Source organism: Rhizobium sp. BK212, assembly GCF_014197475.1.
GTDB lineage: Bacteria > Pseudomonadota > Alphaproteobacteria > Rhizobiales > Rhizobiaceae > Rhizobium > Rhizobium anhuiense.
In genome coordinates, this window is record NZ_JACIFS010000003.1 from 545750 (window position 1) to 563051 (window position 17302).

Below are 17302 nucleotides of genomic sequence, written 5' to 3' on the forward strand. Positions count from 1 at the left end.
CCCCCTCAGGCATACCTCTTGTTCAGACTGGAAAGGAACAGGATAGCCTTCTGCATCAGAATGAATGCAAACAGCAGGAGGCCGATCAGGATCTTGGTCCACCAGCTCGACAGCGTGCCGTCGAAGGTGATGTAGGTCTGAATGAGCCCCTGGATCAGGATACCGATCAAGGTTCCCGCCACGAATCCCGCTCCCCCGGTCAGCAGCGTCCCTCCAATGACGACTGCCGCGATCGCATCGAGCTCGACGCCGACTGCTGCAAGGGAATATCCAGCAGAGGTGTATAGCGAAAAAACGATTCCGGATAGACCCGCAAGAAAACCCGACAGCGCATAGATCTGGATCGTCGTACGGCCGACCGGCACGCCCATCAGCCGCGCCGTCTGCGGACCGCCGCCGAGGGCATAGACATTGGTGCCGAAGCGGGTGCGCTGGGCGATGAAGATGCCGACGGCAAAGACCAGAAGCATGATGCCGCCGATCAGCGTCAACCGGCCGCCGCCGGGCAGACGGTAATAGAGGCTCGTCAGCGTCGAATAATATTCGTTATCGATCGGGATGCTGTCGATCGAGAGCACGAAGGCCATGCCACGCGCCAGGAACATGCCGGCGAGCGTAACGATGAAGGCCGGCATGTCGAGATAGTGGATGATCGCGCCCATGATACCGCCAAAGGCAGTGGTGATGACGAGCACGAGGGCGAAGGCGAGCAGCGGATGGATCGAGGTGTTCTGCAGGATCACCGCAAGGAAGACGCCGGTAAAGGCGATGACCGAACCGATCGACAGATCGATGCCGCCGGAGATGATGACAAAGGTCATGCCGACGGCGGCGATGCCGAGAAAGGCATTGTCGGTCAGGAGATTGCCGATGACGCGCGTCGACAGCATGTTCGGATATTGCAGCGTGCAGCCGGCATAGGCGAGCACGAAGATGACGATGGTCGCAAGCAGCGGCAGGTATTTGGAGTTCATTTCGACTGCTCCCTTCCGCCCTGCCGGCGGCTGGCAAAGATAGCGAGCGATTGCACCGCCGGCGACTGGATGACGAGGATGACGATAATGATGACGGCCTTGATGATCAGGTTGAATTCGGGCGGGAAGCCGGAAGACAGGATGCCTGTATTCACCGCCTGGATGATCATCGCGCCGATCAGCGATCCGAGAATGCTGAAACGGCCGCCGAGCAGAGAATTGCCGCCGACGACGACGGCGAGGATGGCGTCGAGTTCCAGCCAGAGGCCGGCATTATTGGCATCGGCGCCCTTGATGTCGGCGGCGACGATGACGCCTGCAATCGAGGCGCAGAGGCCGCTCAGCATATAGACAGCCATCAGCAGTACCGGCGTCTGAATGCCGGAGAGCGTGCTGGCGCGGCGATTGATTCCGACGGCCTCGATCAGCATGCCGAGCGCCGTGCGGCGGACAAGCAAAATGACGAGCAGGCCGACGAGAATCCAGGTGACGACAGGCATCGGCAGAAGCAGCAGCGAACCGCTACCGAAGAAGGTCAGCCCGTCATCGTTGAAGGTCAGGATGGCGCCTTCGGTGATGAGCTGGGCGATGCCGCGGCCGGCCACCATCAGCACCAGCGTCGCGATGATCGGCTGGATGTTGAGGACAGCCACCAGAAAACCGTTCCAGACGCCGCAGGCAAGCCCAATCGAAAGCGTTAGGATAACGGTATAAGCAACTGAATTTCCAGACACAATCGACGATGCGGCGACAGCGCCGCAGATCGCGATGACCGCACCGACGGAAAGGTCGATGCCCTTGGTGGCAATCACCAGCGTCATGCCGATCGCCAGCAGCGCCACCGGCGCGCCGCGGTTGAGCACATCGATCAGGCTGCCATACAGCCGGTCATTTTGAACAACGACATTAAAAAACTGCGGCGACGTGATGAAATTCAACAAAAGAATGACAACAAGCGCAATCAATTGCGGCGCCAGGCGATAGGCCAGCGCCTTCAGCGAGGACCTCATGCCTCCTCCATCTTATGTTCGGCGGCGGCGATGGCTTCGACGATGCCGGCGGCCGTGATGCGTTCGCCTGTCAATTCGGCGATATGCTGCCGGTCGCGAAGGACGATGACACGTGAACTATAGGCGACAAGCTCTTCAAGTTCCGAGGAAATCACGATCAGCGACATGCCGCCGGCACAGAGCTCTTCGATCAGCTTGATGATCTCGGCATGGGCGCCGACATCGATGCCGCGGGTCGGCTCGTCGAGGATCAGAAACTTCGGATTGGTCGCCAGCCAGCGGGCGAGGATCGCCTTCTGCTGATTGCCGCCGGAAAGCAGGCGGATCGGCTTTTCGCGATCGGTGGTGCGGATATCGAGCGCCTTGATGTAGCGGTCGGCGAGCGCGTTCTGTTCGGCGCGCGAGAGCGGCCGGGTCCAGCCGCGGCGGGCCTGCAGCGCAAGCGCGATGTTTTCCCTGATCGACAGGTCGCCGATGATGCCATCGGTCTTGCGATCCTCGGGGCAGAAGCCAAAGTCCTTTTCGATTGCGGCGCGCGGGCTCGAAAGCGTCACAGGCTGGCCGTCGATCGTTGCGCTGCCGCTGTCGGCGTGCTCGATGCCGAACAGGAGTTCGGCGGTTTCGGTCCGGCCGGAGCCGAGCAGCCCGGCAATGCCGACCACCTCTCCGGCCCGCACCTCAAGGTCGAAGGGTTTGACTTTGCCGCGTTTGCCGTAGCCTGAAAAACGGTATCGGACTTCGCCTGCCGCGTGGCTGCGTTCCTTCACCGCCTCCTCGACATGCGCCAGTTCGCGGCCGAGCATCATGGCGATCAGGCCCTGGCGCGGCAGATCGGTGGCGTCGCGGGTGCCGACGAGCTTGCCATTGCGCAGCACGGTGATGCGGTCGCTGATCGCATAGACCTGCTCGAGAAAATGGGTGATGAAGACGATGCCCAGCCCACGCTGCTTCAGGTCCTCGATGATGCGGAAGAGCAGCGCCACCTCCTGATTGTCGAGGCTTGCCGTCGGCTCATCGAGGATCAGCACCTTGCCTGAGAGATCAACGGCACGGGCGATGGCAACCACTTGCTGGACGGCGACGGAGAAACGGCTGAGTTCGGCGGTGACGTCGATATCGATGCCATAGCCGGCAAGCAGATCGCGCGCCTTGCGGTTCATCGCCCTGACGTCGGTCATGCCGAAACGCCTCGGCTGGCGTCCGAGAAAGAGATTTTCGGCGACGCTCAGATTGGAAAGGAGATTGACCTCCTGGTAGACCGTGCCGATGCCGAGCTTCTGGGCGGCGAGCGTATTGGCCGGATTGATTTCCTGGCCGTCCAGCATCAGGCTGCCTTCGTCACGATGGTAGGCGCCGGTGATGCACTTGATCAGCGTCGATTTGCCGGCGCCGTTTTCGCCGAGCAATGCATGAACCTCGCCACGGCGCAGCGTGAAATCCACCTTGTCCAGGGCGACGGCGCCGGGGAAGAATTTCGATATGCCGGAGGCTGCGAGAATATTCTCGAAATTGTGAACCATGAGGGCTGCTGTTTCCTGATATTGCGCCTTACGCCTGTGCCAAAACCGGGCATGATGCCCGGCCGGCACCGGCAGTTCCGCACCGGTCCATGATGGGCCGGTGCGGTTCCAGGTTCAATCAGTAGCCCTGACCCTTCTTCTCTTCATAGACCTTCATCGGGTCGTCGGCAGGCGTGTAGAGCTTGGACTCGGTCTGGATCCATTTCGCCGGAGCCTTCTTGTCCTTCAGGTAGGCATCGAGCGCATCGAAGGCCGGACCTGCCATATTCGGCGTCAGCTCGACCGTGGCATTGGCCTCACCTTCCGACATGGCCTTGAAAATGTCGGGCACGGCGTCGATGGAGACGACGAGGATATCCTTGCCGGGCTTCAGGCCGGCTTCCTTGATCGCCTGGATGGCGCCGACCGCCATATCGTCGTTATGGGCGTAGAGAGCGCAGATATCCTTGCCGCCATTCTCGGCCTTCAGGAAGCTTTCCATGACTTCCTTGCCCTTGGTGCGGGTGAAGTCACCGGTCTGGCTACGAACGATCTTCAGGTTGTCGTGGCCGGCAAGAGCCTCTTCGAAGCCCTTCTTGCGGGCGATAGCCGGCGACGAACCGGTGGTGCCCTGCAGCTCGACGACGTTGCACTTCTTGTCGCCGACGGTCTTGACCAGGAAGTCGCCTGCAACCTTGCCTTCATGAACCAGATCCGACGTAACCGCCGTCAGGTACAGATCGTCGGGAGCCTTGATGGTACGGTCGAGAAGGATGACCGGAATCTTGGCTTCCTTGGCTTCCTTGAGAACGTCGTCCCAGCCGGTTTCGACGACCGGAGCAATGAGAATGGCATCGACGCCCTGAGCAATGAAGGAACGCAGAGCCTTGATCTGGTTTTCCTGCTTCTGCTGCGCATCGGCAAATTTCAGATCGATGCCGCGCTTCTTGGCCTGCTCCTTGGTCACGGTCGTTTCAGCCGCACGCCAGCCCGATTCCGAGCCGATCTGCGAGAAGCCGACAGTGAGGCCGGCGGCCGAAGCCGAACCGAACATGCAGGCAGCCAGAATCGTGGCACTCAAAAGTGCAGTCTTCAATTTCATGATTTCCTCCCAATGCCGCATCTCGCGGCGCAGGGTCAAAAAATCATATAGTATTACTTTTGTAAATCGGAATCTTGGGATGCGCTGCAGCAAAAAAAGAGCGCCCACAGGGGGCGCCCTTCGCAACTGCGAATTGAGTGCGGCTTATTGCGCGGGCAGCTTGTCGTCGACGCCTTCGACGTAGAAGTTCATGCCGAGCAGCGTACCGTCGTCGGCCTTTTCGCCGGCCTTCAGCCAAGGTGTGCCGTCCTGCTTGTTGATCGGGCCGGTAAAGGGATGCAGTTCGCCGGACTTGATCTTGGCTTCGGTCTCCTCGGCCATCTTCTTCACGTCGTCAGGCATGTTCGTGTACGGCGCCATCTTCAGGATGCCGTCCTTCAGGCCATCCCAGCTCTGCTCGGACTTCCAGGTGCCGTCCAGAAGCGCGTGAACGCGCTTGGAGTAGTAGGTACCCCAGGTATCGACGATCGCCGTCAGCTGTGCCTTCGGGCCGGCTGCGATCATGTCCGACGCCTGACCGAAGGCGTGGATGCCGCGTTCTTCGGCAACCTGCATCGGCGCAGTCGTATCAGTGTGCTGGGTCAGAACGTCGACGCCCTGGTCGATCATCGCCTTGGCGGCATCGGCTTCCTTGCCGGGGTCGAACCAGGTGTTGACCCAGATGACCTTCAGCTTGAAGCTCGGATCGATCGACTTGGCGCCTTGCTCGAAGGAGTTGATGCCCATCACGACTTCAGGAATCGGGAAGGAGGCGATGTAGGCCGCCCCGTGATTCTTTGAGGTCTTCGCGGCGATCTGGCCGAGAATGTAGCGGCCCTCATAGAAACGCGAGTTGTAGGTCGCCAGATTCGGGCCGGACTTGTAGCCGGTGCCGTGCTCGAACTTGACGTCAGGGAACTTGGCGGCGACCTTGACCGTCGCATCCATGAAGCCGAAGGACGTCGTGAAGATCAGCTTGCAGCCGGAACGGGCAAGGCGCTCGATGGCGCGCTCGGCATCCGGGCCTTCCGGCACGTTTTCGAGGTAAGGCGTTTCGATCTTGTCGCCGAACTCGGCCTGGACCTGCTGACGGCCGAGATCGTGGGCCTGCGAATAACCGCCGTCGGTATGCGAACCGACATAGACGAAGCAGATCTTCGTCTTGTCAGCGGCCTGAGCGGCGGAAGAGATGCCAATCACGGCGGCAGCCGAGGCGGCAAGGGCGAATGCGAACTTCTTCATGGTGACCCCTGTTGGTTTGAAGTTATTCCGGAAACCCGTCTTGTGTTGTTGCTTTATCGCTCCGGTACGAAGGCTTTTCCGAGCGACGCGGGCGTGTTGATCAACGTCGTACGCCGATTATGGGAAATGATGATGAGAACCACAATAGTCGCGGCATAGGGCAGCATCGAGAGGAATTGCGAGGGAATGCCGAGACCGAAGGCCTGCGCGTGAAGCTGCAGGATGGTGACCGCGCCGAAGAGATAGCCGCCGGCAAAGACCCGCCATGGCCGCCAAGAGGCGAACACGACAAGCGCCAGAGTGATCCAGCCGCGGCCGGCCGACATGTTCTCCGCCCATTGCGGTGTGTAGACCAGCGAAAGCTGCGCGCCGGCAAGACCGGCGCAGGCGCCCCCGAACATCACCGCCAGGTAGCGCGTGCGGATGACGTGAATGCCGAGCGCATGGGCCGAACCGTGATTGTCGCCGATCGCCCTGAGCTTCAGCCCGGTCCGGCTGCGAAACAGGAACCAGCTGACGCCGACCACAAGCGCGATCGACAGGTAGAAGATCAGATCCTGGCTGAAGAGAACGTGGCCGACGACCGGAATATCCGACAGGACGGGAATGACGATCTCTCCAAGCCGGATGCCGGGCACGCTGACATAGGCTTCGCCGAGCATGCCGGATGCGCCGAGGCCGAGTAGGGTGAGCGCCAGCCCGGTCGCCACCTGGTTTGCCACCAGCGTCAGCGTCAGGAAGGCGAACAGGAGAGAAAACAGTGCACCCGCCGCAATGCCGCAGACAATGCCGATATAGGGCGAGCCCGAGTTCTGCGCACCGGCAAAAGCAGCAACCGCGCCCATGATCATCATGCCCTCGACACCGAGATTGAGAACGCCGGAGCGCTCGGTCACGAGTTCGCCGAGTGCCGCGATGACGAGCGGCGTCGAGGCGGTGATGACGGTCAGCAGAATGGCTTCGAAGATGCTCATGCCGCCCCACCCCTTAACCGCGACCAGACAATGCGGATTTTGTAATAGATCAGCGTATCGCAGGAGAGCACGAAGAAGAGCAGCAGACCCTGGAAGACGCGGGTGACCTTGTCGGAAACGCCGAGCGAAAGCTGTGCTGCCTCGCCGCCGAGATAGGTCAGCGCCAGCACCAGGCCGGATGCGATGATGCCGAGCGGATTAAGGCGGCCGAGGAAGGCGACGATGATGGCGGTGAAGCCGTAGCCCGGCGAGATCGCCGGCTGCAGATGGCCGATCGAGCCTGAGACCTCACTGATGCCGGCAAGGCCGGCCAGCGCGCCCGAAAAGAGAAAGCTGAACCAGATCATCTTCTTCGACGAAAAGCCGGCAAAGCGCCCTGCCCGCTCGGATTGGCCGAGCACGACGATTTCGAAACCTTTCAGCGTATAGCGCAGCATGAACCAGACGCCGATCGCCGCAATGATGGCGAAAATGAAGGCCCAATGGGCGCGGCCAGATTCTTCCCAGATCGCCGGCAGCACCGCTTCCGGTGCGAAATCACGCGAGACCGGAAAATTGAAGCCCTTCGGATCGCGCCAGGCGCCGCGGATCAGCCAGTCGAGGAAGAGCTGGGCGATATAGACCAGCATCAGCGATGTCAGGATCTCATTGGTGTTGAAATGCGCCTTCAGCAGCGCCGGAATGGCAGCGAAGAGCGCACCGCCGAGTGCGCCAAGGATCAGCATCAGCGGCAGCACCAGCGGCGAATGCCAGTCGTAGAAGACGATCGGCAGATAGGAACCGGTGATGGCGCCGATGGTGAACTGGCCTTCGGCGCCGATATTCCAATTGTTCGAGCGGTAACAGACGGCAAGGCCGACGGCGATCAGTATCAGCGGAGCGGCCTTGATCGCCAATTCGTGCAGCGACCAGACCTCGAGCAGCGGCTCGATGAAGAAGGCGTCGAGGGCCTCGACCGGGTCCTTGCCGAGCATGGCGAACATGATGGCGCCAAAGGCCAGCGTCAGGACAAGGGCCAGGAGCGGCGAGACGAAAGCGTAGAGCTTCGAGACGTCGGGGCGTTTTTCAAGTTCAATGCGCATGGGGCGCCTCGGGTACAGAGCTGCTCTCGTGCAGGCCGCCCATCAGCAGGCCGATCTTTTCCCGCGTCAGTTCGCCCGCCGGGAACGGGCGGGAAAGACGGCCCTCGGAGATGACGGCGATATCGGTCGCCACTTCGAAAATCTCGTCGAGATCCTGGCTGATGACGACGACGGCCGAACCGCTCCGTGCCAGATCGACCAGGGCCTGGCGGATGCGGCTTGCCGCCCCGGCATCGACGCCCCAGGTCGGCTGGTTGACGACGAGGACCGCCGGCTGGCGGTCTAGCTCACGGCCGACGATGAATTTCTGCAGATTGCCGCCTGATAAGGAGCCGGCGGCAGGATCATCACCGCTCTTGCGGACATCCATGGCCTCGGAAATGCGCCGTGCGGCAGATTTCACCGCAGCGTGGCGGATGATGCCGAGCAGGCCGAGAAACGCCTTGCGGTCAGACTGGCTGCGGGCAAGGACGAGATTATCCGAGAGTTTCATGGCGGAGACGGCGGCATGGCCGTGACGCTCCTCCGGTACGAAGCCGGCGCCGAGAAGACGGCGGGCGGTAATGCCCTGATTGCCCACGTGCTTTTTGCGGATGACGATCGCCTCTGCCGAGGCGACCGGATATTCACCGGACAATGCATCGAAGAGTTCGCTCTGGCCGTTGCCGGCGACACCGGCAATGGCGAGAATTTCACCCGAGCGCACCGCCATAGACACATCGCGCAGCGGCATGGCGAAGGGGGTGCGGGCGGAGACGGAAAGATTGGCGACGGCAAGCTGTATCTCGCCTTTGTCGCTGCGTTCCGGGTGGGTCACCGTCGCCACTTCGCTGCCGACCATCATGCGGGCGAGCGATGCCGGCGTTTCCTGCCTGGGATCGCAGGCGCCGGTCACGCGGCCATGGCGCAGCACAGTGGCGCGATCGCAGATGCGCTGCACCTCTTCCAGGCGATGGCTGATATAAAGAACAGAACGCCCTTCGGCACGCAGCTTGAACAGCGTCTCGAACAGCTTGTCGGCCTCCTGCGGCGTCAGCACCGAGGTCGGCTCGTCGAGGATGATCAGCTTCGGGTTCTGCAGCAGCGCGCGGACGATCTCGATGCGCTGGCGCTCGCCGACCGAGAGATCGGCGACATGGGCATGCGGATCGAGCGGCAGGCCGTAGGCGACCGACAGCGCCCTCGCCTCCTCGGCGATCCGGTCGATCGGGATGGCGTCATCGAGCGACAGCGCGATGTTTTCGGCAACCGTCAGCGCCTCGAACAGCGAAAAATGCTGAAAGACCATGCCGATGCCGAGCTTGCGGGCTTCGCCCGGCGAGGTGATCGCAACCGGCTGGCCCTGCCAGAGGATATGCCCGCCCGTCGGCTCAAGAACGCCGAACAGCATCTTCACCAGAGTGGATTTGCCTGCACCATTTTCGCCGAGAAGCGCGTGAATTTCGCCCGGCGCGATATCGAGATCGATTTCATTGCAGGCGGCAAAGCTTCCGAAGAACTTCGTCAGCTTCTGGACCGATAATAACGCACCGGAATCCGGCACATTCAATGGCGACACGTTCCCCTCATTTCTTCTGCCAACCGGTCCGTTCGGATCTCATGGAATCAGCAGCGTCGTTCCTGTTGTTTTTCTTGTTTCCAGATCCGCATGAGCCCGCCCAACCTCACGCAGCGGATAAGTTTGATTGATATTGATACGCACTTTGTTGCTTTGCACAATATCAAATAGCGCTTTGGCGCTGTCGATCAGTTCCTGGCGCGCGGCGATATAGGTGAAGAGCGTCGGCCGCGTCGCAAAGAGCGAACCCCTCTGCGCCAGCATCGCCAGGGTGAAATTCTCGATCGGACCGGAGGATTGGCCGAAGGAGGCAAAGAGACCGCGCGGCTGCAGGCAGTCAAGCGACTGTGGAAAAGTATCACGGCCGATCGAATCGTAGACGACATCGACGCCCTTGCCGCTGGTGATTTCGCGGACACGGTCGACGAAATTGTCGCTCTTATAGTTGATCACATGGTCGTAGCCATGGGCAAGCGCCAGCTCGATCTTGTCTTCGGAGCCCGCCGTGCCGATGACGGTGGCGCCGAGCGCCTTTGCCCATTGGCCGGCGATCAAGCCGACGCCGCCGGCGGCAGCGTGGAACAGCAGGACCGTCTCAGGCCCGACCTTGAAGGTGCGGTTCAACAGATATTCGGCGGTCATGCCCTTCAGCATCATCGCCGCTGCCGTTTCGAGCGCGATGCCGTCAGGCACATGCACCAGATGGCGCGTTTCGATATTGCGCTCAGCGCTGTAGGCGCCATCGGCGCTGGCATAGGCGACGCGGTCGCCAACCTTGAAATCCTCGACGCCGGGGCCGACCGATGTCACGGTGCCGGCGCCCTCCTTGCCGGTGACGAAGGGTAGATGCGGCACCTTGTAGCTGCCGTTGCGGAAATAGACGTCGATGAAATTGAGGCCGACCGCCGCCTGCTTGATCTGCACTTCGCCCGCCGAGGGCGGCGGGAGATCGATCTCGACATAGTCGAAAACCTCCGGCCCGCCCGTCCTCGAAAATGAAACAGCCTGCGTTTTGGTCATCTGCCTATCCTAAGCTTCGCGTCCAAGGGCGGGGAAGAATTGCAGCACCGCGCCGATGACGTAAAGATAGAGCCCGGTCACGATAAAGAGAACGAGTGCCCATTCGGGCGTGTCGAAATGCATCAGCAGCGAAAAAATGCCGAGTGCCGACCACAGGAAAAAGACGCCGAGGTTGAGCGGGCGCAGTCTCTTGACGCGGACCGGATGCAGAAAATTGATCGGCAGGAAGGTCAGCACCACCGAGATAATGACGACGGCAAGCGCGGTCGTCGCGCTGGCATCGATGACGAACAGCGTGAAAACGATCATGTTCCAGACGACCGGGAAGCCGGAGAAGAAATACTCATCCGTCTTCATGCCCATATCGGCATAGTAGATGGCGCTGGAGACGACGATCATGCCGGCGGCGACGAAGGACCAGGGCTCGCCGATCATGCCGCTCTGATAGAGCGCGAAGGCCGGCAGAAGCACATAGGTGACGTAATCGATGATATTGTCGAGCGTATCGCCCGACCAGTTGGGCAGCACTTCCTTGACGCGCACCTTGCGGGCGATCGGCCCGTCTATGCCGTCGACGAGAAGGGCGAGACCCAGCCACCAGAACATGTCGATGAAGCGATGCTCGGCAGCGGCAACGACGCCGAGAAAGGCAAGGAAGGAGCCGGATGCCGTCAGGATATGGACGGAAAAGGCGCGCATCTCCGCGTAAGGAACACGCTTGTAGTTGAAAATCTTCATATTCCCCCGACCGCCCTATCGCGCTCGCCCCGGCAAGCATCTTTTTTATTTCGCCACCATTGCCGGACCTGTTGCTGAGGGTTCCGACGCCGTAGGTCTTTGTTGTCGCACCGTTTTTGCCAAAAACCGGCATCCATTTCGGCGCGCCGCTCTAATATGCATCCTTTGCCGGGCTTCGCCAGCAGGAAATACGACTTTCCCCGCCCGCCCCTGCTTGCCCCCTAGTGGCCATTGAATCCTGACAATGACATGCATATTTCCTCTGATGGGCGCTGCATGGAATGGAATGCCTTTAATTCCGGCCCGATATGTAATATCAGCCTCGCATCCGACAGTTCATCCGACGAAACGGGATCCTCTACCGCAATGAACGCGCCTGCAAAGACCGAAGACTTCGCCCCGTCCATCCCCGCCGGCGTTTACGCCGAGACGGTGCTCGCTGTGACGCATTACACCGACCGGCTCTTCCGCTTCACGATGACCCGGCCGCAGGGCTTCCGTTTCCGTTCCGGCGAATTCGCGATGATCGGCCTGATGGTCGAGGGCAAGCCGGTCTTCCGCGCCTATTCGATCGCCAGCCCAGCTTGGGCCGAAGAGCTTGAATTCTTCTCGATCAAGGTGCCGGACGGCCCGCTGACCTCGCATCTGCAGGCGATCAAGCCGGGCGACCAGGTGCTGATGCGCAAGAAGCCGACCGGCACGCTGGTGCTCGACGCGCTGACGCCCGGCCGTCGTCTCTACATGTTCTCGACGGGAACGGGCATTGCGCCTTTCGCCAGCCTGATCCGCGATCCCGAGACCTATGAGAAGTTCGAGGAAGTCATCCTCACCCATACGACCCGCGATGTCGCCGAGCTGAAATACGGCTTCGACCTCGTGCACGAAATCCAGAACGACGAATTGCTGAAGGAAGTCGTCGGCGACAAGCTGCGCCACTATGCGACCGTCACACGCGAGGATTTCGAATATCGCGGCCGCATCACCGACCTGATCTCCTCCGGCAAGCTGTTTACCGATCTCGGCGTACCGCCGCTCGACCCGGCGATTGACCGCGGCATGATCTGTGGCTCCTCGGCGATGCTGAAGGATACCAAGGAACTGCTCGAAAAGGCCGGCCTCAATGAAGGCGCCAACAGCAAGCCCGCCGAGTTCGTCATCGAGCGCGCTTTCGTCGGCTGAAAATTTTCCCGACAATCCGATCTGACAACGGCTCCGGAAACGGGGCCGTTTCTATTCCTGGCTGAGATAATTGATCAGCGTCGCCATGGTGGCGCGCGCCTCGTCCGGCCGGCCCTGATGGATGGCCTGGATGACGGCGACATGCAGCGCGATGGCGCGATCCATACGCTCCGGGCTTGCGGTGGAATACCAGAGGCGGCGCGAATGCGTCTGTACCGGGCCGAGCGCCGCCATGATGAAGCCGTTTGGGCAGGCATCCTCGAGAATTTCGTCGAAGGCCTTGTCAGCGGCAAAAAATCCGGCGAGATCACCCGTCACAGTGCATTCGTCCATGGCGCGGGCACAGTCGACGAGACGCGCGCGCTGTTCGTCGCTCGCATGTTCGGCGGCCAAGCCTGCTGCGATCGGCTCCAGCTCGCGGCGCACCTGCATGACATTGCGATGATCCTCAGTCGCGATCTTGGCGACCTGCAGCCCGACGCGCGGCTTCACCAGGATCAGCCCCTGCCAGGCAAGCTTTTGGATCGCCTCACGCACCGGCGTGCGCCCGTGGCCCGCCATATCGATCAGCTGCTTTTCGGTGACAAGCGCGCCGGGCTTCAACGCCAGCGTCACGATCAGATGCTCCAGCGCGAGATAGGCAAGATGGCTTTGTGAAGTCTGCATGCCTGGTTCCGTTGCCCTACTGATATATCACATAGTCGCACGCTCGAAAACCGATGGCAAGTCAGACTGATATATCAGAATAGAGACAGATAGATAACATAGCGAGCCTGCGAAGTTCGGTGAATGGTGTTGCGATACCAGCGCCTCCCCCACCCTCCGTTAGCGTGGAGACACATCATCCCACAACGCATTTATTCGTGCCGCAACGCCTCGATGGGGTTGAGCTGCGCTGCCCTTCTCGCCGGGAAATAGCCGAAGATCATGCCGATTGCCGCGGAGAACAGGAAGGCGACGGCTATCATCATCGGGCTGAAGACGAAGGGCACTTTCAGCAACGTCACCGCGCCGAAGCCGAGGCTGAGCCCCAGCACGATGCCGGTGATGCCGCCAAACAGCGACAGCGCCACGGCTTCGACCAGGAACTGGGTGAGCACCTGGTTTTCCAGGGCGCCGATTGCGAGACGAATGCCGATCTCGCGGGTGCGTTCGGTGACGGAGACCAGCATGATGTTCATGATGCCGATGCCGCCGACGAGCAGGCTGATGGCGGCGACGGCGCCGAGCAGGCCGGTCAGCAGCGTCGTCGTGCCGGTCATCGCCTCGGCGATCTGCGTCATGTCGTTGACGTTGAAATCGTCCTGGCGGCCGGGCACGATCTTGCGGCGCTCGCGCAGGAGATTTTCGACATCGGACTGCACCTTGGCCGTGGAGACGCCATCGCGCGCGGAGATGATGATCTGCGGCACGTTGGAGCTGCCGCTGATGCGCCGCTGGAATACCTTGACCGGCATGATCACGACATCGTCCTGATCGTTGCCCATGCCGGACTGGCCGCGTTTGGCGAGCACGCCGATCACCGGGCATGAGACCTTGCCGACGCGGATCTGCTGGCCTGTGGGGTCGGCGCTGCCGAAGAGCTGCGAGCGCACCGTCTCGCCGATGATGCAGCGCGACTGGCCGCGTTCCTCGGCGGGAGTGAACGTGCGGCCGAGCGCCAAATTCCAGTCCTGGGCGACGAAATAATCGTTGGTGGTGCCCGACACGCTGGTCGAATGGTTTTGGCCGCCGAAAATCACCGTCGCCGTGGACTGGTTGAGCGGCGCGACAGCCCTCAGGCCGCCGATCTGGTCGCGGATCGCCGCGACGTCCTTGATGCTGAAGCGCTTGGCCTCGGAGCTCGCCCGGCCGGGACCGAACTGGCCGGGACGGACGAACAGCATATTGGTGCCGAGCCGCGACAGTTCGGTCGAGACCTGCGCGGTGGTGCCGTTGCCGATCGTCACCAGCGCGATGACGGCGGCAACGCCGATGACGACGCCGAGCACGGTCAGGAAGGAGCGCAGCATGTTGCGGCTGATGGCCCGCAGCGCCAGCTTCAGCGTCTCAAAGAACATGATCCGCCCTCCTCCGGTGCTCGACCTCAGTCTCCAGCTTGCCGTCGACGAAACGCAACAGCCGCTGGGCATAGCCGGCGATATCGGGCTCATGGGTGACCATGACGATGGTGATGCCCTGCTCGCGGTTCAGCCGCGTCATCAGGTCCATGATCTCGACGCTGGTCTTGGTATCGAGATTGCCCGTGGGCTCGTCGGCCAAAAGCAGCGCCGGCTCGGTGACGATGGCGCGGGCGATGGCGACGCGCTGCTGCTGGCCGCCGGACAGTTCCTGGGTCTTATGATGTTCGCGGCCGGTGAGGCCGACCAGCGCCAGGGCTTCGCGGGCCCGTTCGCGCCGCTCACGCACCGCCATGCCGCGATAGATCAGCGGCAGCTCGACATTTTCGACGGCCGAGGTGCGCGACAGGAGGTTGAAACCCTGGAAGACGAAGCCCAGCATATGGCGGCGCAGCAGCGTCAGCTGGCTGCGGTCGAAGCCGCTGGTCGGAATGCCTTGGAAGATGTAGTCGCCTGATGTCGGCACGTCGAGGCAGCCGAGGATGTTCATCGCCGTCGACTTGCCGGAGCCTGATGGACCCATGATTGCAACGAATTCATGGGCATTGATCGCCAGGTCGACGCGGTCGAGCGCGCGGATCGCCGCCTCGCCCTCGCCGTAGATTTTCGAGACCTGCCTGAATTCGATGAGCGGCGGGCTTGCCATCCGTCTCTCCGCCTAGTTCGCACGCGTCGTGGCGTCGGTCACCAGTGCGTCGTCCTGCTTGATGTCGCCGGAGACGACCTGAGTGAACTGGCCGTCGGATGAGCCGACCTGGATGATAACGGGTACCGGGTGGCCGTTGCGCAGCACCCAGACGCGGCGCTGCGCGCCCGTCAGCGCCGAACCGGCATTGTTGTTGCGCTGGCGTGGCGGGCCGAAGATACCGAAAATGCCGCGGCCGCGCCTTTCGGCCTGCGCCGGGGCGTAGCGTAGCGCGGCGTTCGGCACCATCAGCGTGTCCTTGACGGCCTCGACGGTGACATCGGCCGTCGCCGTCATGCCGGGGCGCAGCAGCAGATCGGCATTGTCGACCGACAGCACCGCCTTGTAGGTCACGACATTATTGACCACTTCGGAGGCGAAGCGGATCTGCTCGATTTCGGCGGGAAAAGTCCGGTCGGGATAGGCGTCAACCGTGAACTTCGCCTTCTGGCCGACGGCGATCTGGCCGACATCGGCTTCGTCGACATCGACCTGCAGCTCCATTTTCTTCAGGTCGCCGGCAATGGTGAAAAGGATCGGCGCCGAAAGCGAGGCGGCAACGGTAGCGCCCGGATTGACCGAACGGGTGAGGATGACGCCGTCGATCGGCGAGATGATCTTCGCCTTGGCGAGATTGACTTCGGCAAGCTGCAGGTCGGCCTCCGAGGCCAGCACTTCGGCCTCATTGATGTCTTTGGCGGCAACGGCGGAATCATATTTGTAGGTGGCGTCGTCGAGGCTCTGCTGGGTGGAGACATTGCTCCTGACCAGGCTCTTCAACCGCTCGAGCGAGGTGCCCGCCGATTGCATGTCGGCATTGGCCTTGACGACGTTCGCCTTGGCCGAATTGAGCTTGGCGCGCGAACTCTTCACATCCGCCTCGAGCTTGTTAGTGTCGAGAAGGGCGAGCACCTCGCCTGATTTGACCGTGCTGTTGTAATCGACATTGACGTCGCGAACCGTGCCGGAAAGCTCGCTCGATATATCCACCTGCTCGGTCGGTTGCACCGAGCCGGTGGCGGTGACGAGCACGGTCAGGTCGCCGCGTTTTGCCGGCTGGGTGGCGTAGCTCACTTCGCTCTGCCCTCTGCCCATATAGACATAAGCGGCGCCTGCGGCGGCGGCGATGACGAGGAGAAGAATGAGCAGGCGCCCACGCCAGCGGCTGCGCTTGCCCTGACGTCCCGACGCGGCAAGGATCGCTGCGAGGTCGGACGCTTCACCTGTCTTTGCTCCGGTTTCGCTGCCGCTTACGATTTTGTTCATGCTGTCCTCGATCAGTGCCGCTTGCGGCCTCTGCGGTGAAATAATCACAACTCAGATGAACCGGCGATTAGCGTTGCCGCGGAAGTGGCACGGAATTGCGGATGGGTGAAATGAAATATTGGTAAGGAAAGTCAAGTTTTGGGTGCGCCTGAGCATGTCGCGCAATGTGTGCCGCGGTTTTGCGATCACGACATGCGGCCAACCCAAGACCTAAAGCCCGGCAAGCGATGTCGATCGCGACGCGCTTTAGCGCCCGTCAGTTCGCATCCTCGACAAATTGGCCGGCGCCGGGCAAAGGATGCAGCCAGGGTTCACGCCGCTTGATCCAGACTTCATGGCCGGGCGCAAGGTCGGTCGGCGGCGTGTCGAGCGAGCCCAGGCGGAGCTCCGCCTCATCGTCTCTGAGGCAGAAAAGCCGGCTGCCGCAAGCAGGGCAGAAGCTGCGGCCGGCGAACGTGGCGATCTCACCGCTGTGGAAAAAAGCCTGACGTGGCCAGACCGCGAAGAACACAAAGGCGGAGCCGCTCGATTTGCGGCAATCGGCGCAGTGGCAGAGGCCGACGCGAAGCGGCTCGCCTTCCACCCTGTAGGCGACCGCTCCGCAAAGGCAGCCTCCGGTTCGGATCCTCATAAAGCGCCGTCAGGCGTCGAGATTGGTCGGCAGGCCCGGCGGGCGCCGCTTCGCCGCCATCAACAGGTCGAGTTCGGTCGCCGACGGGCCGAACTTGTCGTAGAGGCGCTTTGCCTCCTTGTCATCCAACCGGTATTTCCTGGTAAACTCGCCGATGCTGTAGGGGCGGCCACGCAACACTCTCCGCGCCGGGGTCGCCGTATTCGGTGCGTCGGTCATGGTTTTCTCCTTTTCGTCACGTCC

The 17302-nt window shown here is 61.6% G+C and carries 17 protein-coding genes; 1 reads left to right on the forward strand and 16 read right to left on the reverse strand.

Features of this window, described 5'->3' with window-relative positions; translation table 11 throughout:
* Nucleotides 1-5: 5 nt before the first annotated feature.
* The 10 genes from yjfF to pcsA form a co-directional block, all read right to left on the reverse strand.
* Nucleotides 6-974 carry a galactofuranose ABC transporter, permease protein YjfF gene (yjfF, locus tag FHT79_RS12570; protein ID WP_047615110.1) on the reverse strand — a complete coding sequence of 323 codons (969 nt, stop codon included), beginning with the start codon at nt 972-974 and terminating at the stop codon, nt 6-8.
* Nucleotides 971-1984, reverse strand: a complete 1014-nt coding sequence (locus FHT79_RS12575) for an ABC transporter permease (protein WP_047615108.1) — start codon at nt 1982-1984, stop codon at nt 971-973. The genes yjfF and FHT79_RS12575 overlap by 4 nt, the downstream gene beginning before the upstream one ends.
* Entirely contained in the window at nt 1981-3504 is a 1524-nt protein-coding gene (gene ytfR / locus FHT79_RS12580; RefSeq protein WP_047615106.1) for a galactofuranose ABC transporter, ATP-binding protein YtfR, read from the reverse strand. The genes FHT79_RS12575 and ytfR overlap by 4 nt, the downstream gene beginning before the upstream one ends.
* A gap of 118 nt (nt 3505-3622) precedes the next feature.
* Nucleotides 3623-4585, reverse strand: a complete 963-nt coding sequence (gene ytfQ, locus FHT79_RS12585; RefSeq protein WP_063475569.1) for a galactofuranose ABC transporter, galactofuranose-binding protein YtfQ — start codon at nt 4583-4585, stop codon at nt 3623-3625.
* Between the two features lie 144 nt (nt 4586-4729).
* Complete coding sequence (locus tag FHT79_RS12590) at nt 4730-5806, reverse strand: BMP family ABC transporter substrate-binding protein (protein WP_047615813.1); 1077 nt, start codon at nt 5804-5806, stop codon at nt 4730-4732.
* A 53-nt stretch (nt 5807-5859) separates the two neighbouring features.
* Entirely contained in the window at nt 5860-6780 is a 921-nt protein-coding gene (locus FHT79_RS12595) for an ABC transporter permease (RefSeq protein ID WP_063475568.1), read from the reverse strand.
* On the reverse strand, nt 6777-7862 hold the full coding sequence (locus FHT79_RS12600; RefSeq protein WP_028757437.1) for an ABC transporter permease: 1086 nt from the start codon (nt 7860-7862) through the stop codon (nt 6777-6779). The genes FHT79_RS12595 and FHT79_RS12600 overlap by 4 nt, the downstream gene beginning before the upstream one ends.
* The gene (locus tag FHT79_RS12605; protein WP_097594524.1) at nt 7852-9420 is read right to left on the reverse strand and encodes an ABC transporter ATP-binding protein; all 1569 of its coding nucleotides are present in this window, start codon (nt 9418-9420) and stop codon (nt 7852-7854) included. The genes FHT79_RS12600 and FHT79_RS12605 overlap by 11 nt, the downstream gene beginning before the upstream one ends.
* 39 nt (nt 9421-9459) lie before the next feature.
* Nucleotides 9460-10440 (reverse strand): quinone oxidoreductase, encoded by a 981-nt coding sequence (locus FHT79_RS12610; RefSeq protein WP_097594525.1) that lies wholly within the window; start codon nt 10438-10440, stop codon nt 9460-9462.
* Nucleotides 10441-10449: 9 nt separating this feature from the next.
* Nucleotides 10450-11178 carry a phosphatidylcholine synthase gene (pcsA, locus tag FHT79_RS12615; RefSeq protein WP_097594526.1) on the reverse strand — a complete coding sequence of 243 codons (729 nt, stop codon included), beginning with the start codon at nt 11176-11178 and terminating at the stop codon, nt 10450-10452.
* A 366-nt stretch (nt 11179-11544) separates the two neighbouring features.
* Here pcsA and FHT79_RS12620 point away from each other — a divergent pair, with 366 nt between their 5' ends.
* On the forward strand, nt 11545-12357 hold the full coding sequence (locus FHT79_RS12620) for a ferredoxin--NADP reductase (protein WP_097594527.1): 813 nt from the start codon (nt 11545-11547) through the stop codon (nt 12355-12357).
* A gap of 51 nt (nt 12358-12408) precedes the next feature.
* Here the strand turns inward: FHT79_RS12620 and FHT79_RS12625 are convergent, their stop codons facing one another.
* From FHT79_RS12625 to FHT79_RS12650, 6 genes are all read right to left on the reverse strand, one after another.
* A complete protein-coding gene (locus FHT79_RS12625; protein ID WP_097594528.1) occupies nt 12409-13023 on the reverse strand; it encodes a GntR family transcriptional regulator in 615 nt (204 codons plus the stop codon).
* 191 nt (nt 13024-13214) lie between these two features.
* A complete protein-coding gene (locus FHT79_RS12630; RefSeq protein ID WP_132574602.1) occupies nt 13215-14417 on the reverse strand; it encodes an ABC transporter permease in 1203 nt (400 codons plus the stop codon).
* Nucleotides 14407-15123, reverse strand: a complete 717-nt coding sequence (locus FHT79_RS12635) for an ABC transporter ATP-binding protein (protein WP_097594530.1) — start codon at nt 15121-15123, stop codon at nt 14407-14409. Before FHT79_RS12635 ends, FHT79_RS12630 begins: the two co-directional genes overlap by 11 nt.
* 12 nt (nt 15124-15135) lie before the next feature.
* Complete coding sequence (locus tag FHT79_RS12640) at nt 15136-16428, reverse strand: efflux RND transporter periplasmic adaptor subunit (protein WP_097594531.1); 1293 nt, start codon at nt 16426-16428, stop codon at nt 15136-15138.
* A 256-nt stretch (nt 16429-16684) separates the two neighbouring features.
* Nucleotides 16685-17059 carry a GFA family protein gene (locus FHT79_RS12645; RefSeq protein WP_028757294.1) on the reverse strand — a complete coding sequence of 125 codons (375 nt, stop codon included), beginning with the start codon at nt 17057-17059 and terminating at the stop codon, nt 16685-16687.
* 9 nt (nt 17060-17068) lie between these two features.
* Nucleotides 17069-17278 (reverse strand): hypothetical protein, encoded by a 210-nt coding sequence (locus FHT79_RS12650; protein ID WP_097594532.1) that lies wholly within the window; start codon nt 17276-17278, stop codon nt 17069-17071.
* Between the last annotated feature and the right edge of the window lie 24 nt (nt 17279-17302).

What these genes read in the sequence shown, in the direction of transcription:
- yjfF (WP_047615110.1), bottom strand. Translation starts at nt 974, where the DNA reads ATGAACTCCAAATACCTGCCGCTGCTTGCGACCATCGTCATCTTCGTG.
- FHT79_RS12575 (WP_047615108.1), bottom strand. Translation starts at nt 1,984, where the DNA reads ATGAGGTCCTCGCTGAAGGCGCTGGCCTATCGCCTGGCGCCGCAATTG.
- ytfR (WP_047615106.1), bottom strand. Translation starts at nt 3,504, where the DNA reads ATGGTTCACAATTTCGAGAATATTCTCGCAGCCTCCGGCATATCGAAA.
- ytfQ (WP_063475569.1), bottom strand. Translation starts at nt 4,585, where the DNA reads ATGAAATTGAAGACTGCACTTTTGAGTGCCACGATTCTGGCTGCCTGC.
- FHT79_RS12590 (WP_047615813.1), bottom strand. Translation starts at nt 5,806, where the DNA reads ATGAAGAAGTTCGCATTCGCCCTTGCCGCCTCGGCTGCCGCCGTGATT.
- FHT79_RS12595 (WP_063475568.1), bottom strand. Translation starts at nt 6,780, where the DNA reads ATGAGCATCTTCGAAGCCATTCTGCTGACCGTCATCACCGCCTCGACG.
- FHT79_RS12600 (WP_028757437.1), bottom strand. Translation starts at nt 7,862, where the DNA reads ATGCGCATTGAACTTGAAAAACGCCCCGACGTCTCGAAGCTCTACGCT.
- FHT79_RS12610 (WP_097594525.1), bottom strand. Translation starts at nt 10,440, where the DNA reads ATGACCAAAACGCAGGCTGTTTCATTTTCGAGGACGGGCGGGCCGGAG.
- pcsA (WP_097594526.1), bottom strand. Translation starts at nt 11,178, where the DNA reads ATGAAGATTTTCAACTACAAGCGTGTTCCTTACGCGGAGATGCGCGCC.
- FHT79_RS12620 (WP_097594527.1), top strand. Translation starts at nt 11,545, where the DNA reads ATGAACGCGCCTGCAAAGACCGAAGACTTCGCCCCGTCCATCCCCGCC.
- FHT79_RS12625 (WP_097594528.1), bottom strand. Translation starts at nt 13,023, where the DNA reads ATGCAGACTTCACAAAGCCATCTTGCCTATCTCGCGCTGGAGCATCTG.
- FHT79_RS12630 (WP_132574602.1), bottom strand. Translation starts at nt 14,417, where the DNA reads ATGTTCTTTGAGACGCTGAAGCTGGCGCTGCGGGCCATCAGCCGCAAC.
- FHT79_RS12635 (WP_097594530.1), bottom strand. Translation starts at nt 15,123, where the DNA reads ATGGCAAGCCCGCCGCTCATCGAATTCAGGCAGGTCTCGAAAATCTAC.
- FHT79_RS12640 (WP_097594531.1), bottom strand. Translation starts at nt 16,428, where the DNA reads ATGAACAAAATCGTAAGCGGCAGCGAAACCGGAGCAAAGACAGGTGAA.
- FHT79_RS12645 (WP_028757294.1), bottom strand. Translation starts at nt 17,059, where the DNA reads ATGAGGATCCGAACCGGAGGCTGCCTTTGCGGAGCGGTCGCCTACAGG.
- FHT79_RS12650 (WP_097594532.1), bottom strand. Translation starts at nt 17,278, where the DNA reads ATGACCGACGCACCGAATACGGCGACCCCGGCGCGGAGAGTGTTGCGT.